The following is a 2929-nucleotide window of genomic DNA, read 5'->3' as shown; positions in this document are numbered from 1 at the left end:
ACGCTGCGTGGCTTGGCTGGCGGGTCACGACGCGTCCACGGGCACCGAACTCCACTCATGCTCGTCCCGTTGGGAGGTGCCAGGAGCTGGCGCCACCACGGCCGGCCAGCATTCTGACGGGCCCAGTGAAGTACGGACCGCGGCCGCGGCGGGCGCGTCGTGGCCGGTGCCGCCCTTTCGGGCAAAGTTGGGCCGCCGCGCGGGCGGAACGGGTCTGGACATCGTCGCGGGCTGTCCCACGTGTCGTCGTCACCTCACAATGAGGCTCGTCTCGCACGTGCGACCGGCGGCGCCGGCTGGCATCACGGCGAGCCGCGAACCGGGCTGGCTGCCCGCCGGCCGGCGGGCGCCCTGGGAGGCCAACGTGGACCACGACCGGCTGGATGTCCGGGATCCCGCCCTCACCCGCGGGCCCAGGGCGTCGGGCGCGGGCGGGCCCGCCGGGACGGTCAGCCACCCCGACGACCCGGGCGAGGACGAGCGATGACAATCGGTGCGCCGTCCCATACAGCCCCGCCGGTCGGGGCGCGCGAGCGTCATCGTCGGCCTGTCCTGGTGGAGACTCCGGATGCTGCCGACAACGCACCCGCCGCGCGGCTGTTGGCCCTGCAGCGCAGCGCCGGCAACAGGGCGGTCACGGCGCTGGTCCGGCTCGGAACCGACGCCCCTGGGCCCGCTGCCGTCCGACGGGTGCTTGTGGTCCAGCGGGAGCCGACACGGTCGGACCTGCTGGCCGCGCTGCGGGCGTCGATCGCGGCGGCGGACTGGAAGGACGTCGCGGTCCGGCTAAACGGGTTCAACGAGGCGGACATTAGAGACCTGTCCGCGAGGCTCTCCGTCGCGCAGGCCACCAACACCCGGGCCGCCGTCGAGGAGCACCTGGCCGGGTGGCCGCACCAGCCACTCATCCTGCAGAGCCTGGACGCGGGCAGGGCGCAGGTCGCCCGGCTGGGCGAGATCATGCACGCGTTCGATGCCGCGGCCACGCGCGGCGACTGGGCCGCCGCTGCGGTGCAGCTCACCCAACTGTCAGACGCGGACATGGCGCACCGCCTGGCACCACTGACGTGGCAGCAGAAGATGGAGCTAAAGGCCGTGTGCGGCGACAACGCCCGCATTCCGGCAGCCATCGAGCGCTCGGAGACCGCCCGGGTCGGCCGGGTGTTCGCCGCGTACGAGGCCGCTATCCGCGCCCATGACTGGAGGAGCGCGGTCGACCAGCTCAACGGCATGTCCCAGGCCGACATCAGGACCCGGGTGGCCGCGCTCGACGACAGGGCCCTCGCTGCGCTGGCGTCCGCGGCGCAGCCCGGCAACGCGCGGGAGCTGGTCCAGGCGGAGACGACCCGCCGTCGGCCAACGGAGATCGACCTCGACGCGGTGTCACCGGAGGAGCAGGAGCGCCTGCAGAGCCTGGGCATCCAGCTGCCGACGGTGTCGGCGGGCGCCGTGGACCCCCGGTCCGGGGCCAGCTATGTCGACCGGGCGGTGCAGGCCGTCGGGTATTCCATCTACCAGGGCGGTTTCGCCCTGTATCTCAACGGGATCGACATGCCGGTGCTTGTCCCAGAGCCGTACTTCGACTTCGGCGGTGGTTCGTACGCTCCCGCCGACGTGGCCACCTACGGGTCCCGGGAGGAGGCCGTCGCGGCGGTTCCCTTCGGGCCGCAGGCTCCCGGCCAGGCACGGCCCTACGCCTACTACCGGGCGGTCGGCGGTCTGACCGTGCCCACCGTCTTCGCGGACGCGACGACGCCGCGGACAGTGCAGACCGCGCGGCAGGCGGTCCGCGAGCTCGTGCGCGAGGTCCAGCACGAGCTGGTCATCCTGGCCGTGACGCTCGTCGGCGGAATGGCGTTGCGGGCGGTGCTCCGACGTCTGGTCCGCGTAGGGGGCGGGGAAGGCGAGGCTGCGGCCGGCGCGGAGCTTGGCACCCCGGCTGCCCAGGCTCGCAGGTTTGCCCAGCAGCTGACGGACGAGGGAAAGCCGGTGGTGGCGAACATGGGCGGTGCGGGAGCGCCGCACGAGCCGGTCGACGCCATAAACATCAACAACCAGGCGGTCGCGCGACGCGGCATTCCCAACCATGTGAATGCCGACGCCGCCGATATCGGCGAGTTGTTCGACCCTGGCACGGTGGATCGCGTCGAAGCCTACAGAATGGCCCCCGAGGTAGTGGACTGGTCGCGCGGCGTTCCTGGGATCAAACGCGTGCTCCGGCCTGGCGGGACGTTCACCTACCGCTACCAGGGCGGGGGTAACGAAGACGCCCGACTCCTGGAGCGGCTGCTCCGGGCGAACGGCTTCAACGACGTGCAGAACCTTGGAGATGCGGTGGTGACGGCAACAAGGCCGTGATCGACTGTCCGTTCGGACGAAATTAGTTAGGTGCCCGGCGCGATGCACGTGGATCGGATCATCAGTCGGTAGATGAATGCGGCTGGCGAGCCCCGGGAGTATGTGTCGCATCCGGTGCGACGCACTTACTGGGAAGGCAGAAAGGTCAAGAACGAGACCATCACAAACGTCTCGCACCTCCCTCCGGTTGCTATCGAAATCCTCAGGAAGGCGCTCGCGGGTAGGACGCTTGTCGATGTCAAGAAAGACGTCGAAATTATCCGTTTGTTGTAAATGTTCGGTGAACCCGTGGGTGGCCGGGTGTGGGTCGGGCGTCGCTCTGGCCGCACGTTGACGAGATGTTGTCGCGACATGCCGGTCAGGCGCGTGATGTGCCTGTCGGTGATGGTGTGTGCCGGGCCGCGTGTCTCTCGCGCCGAACATGCGGAGGCCGGCGCCGAGCAGCTCCGGGCACGAGTCGAGGAACTGGGCGAGCAGGTCGCGGTACTCAGCCGGATGCTGTTCGGCCGTTCGTCGGAGAAGATCGGCCCGTCGCCGGCCGCGAGCGGCGGGCCAGGAGACCAGCCGGCTC

The 2929-nt window shown here is 70.4% G+C and carries 3 protein-coding genes; all 3 read left to right on the top strand.

What is annotated here, in order from left to right; translation table 11 throughout:
* Positions 1–277 precede the first annotated feature (277 nt).
* Positions 278–487 (top strand): hypothetical protein, encoded by a 210-nt coding sequence (locus MJ783_RS16685; RefSeq protein ID WP_239311371.1) that lies wholly within the window; start codon positions 278–280, stop codon positions 485–487.
* The gene (locus MJ783_RS16680; RefSeq protein WP_239311370.1) at positions 484–2358 is read left to right on the top strand and encodes a hypothetical protein; all 1875 of its coding nucleotides are present in this window, start codon (positions 484–486) and stop codon (positions 2356–2358) included. Before MJ783_RS16685 ends, MJ783_RS16680 begins: the two co-directional genes overlap by 4 nt.
* A gap of 351 nt (positions 2359–2709) precedes the next feature.
* Positions 2710–2929: transposase (locus MJ783_RS16675; RefSeq protein WP_239311369.1), on the top strand; the 220-nt coding region annotated here is incomplete at its 3' end.

Origin of the sequence: Protofrankia sp. Cj3 (genome assembly GCF_917627355.1) — a bacterium.
Taxonomy (GTDB): Bacteria; Actinomycetota; Actinomycetes; order Frankiales; family Frankiaceae; genus Protofrankia.
This window is presented reverse-complemented; position numbering and strand designations above follow the sequence as displayed.

Excerpts from the sequence above, each read along its gene's own strand:
- MJ783_RS16680 (WP_239311370.1), top strand. The coding sequence starts at position 484 with ATGACAATCGGTGCGCCGTCCCATACAGCCCCGCCGGTCGGGGCGCGC.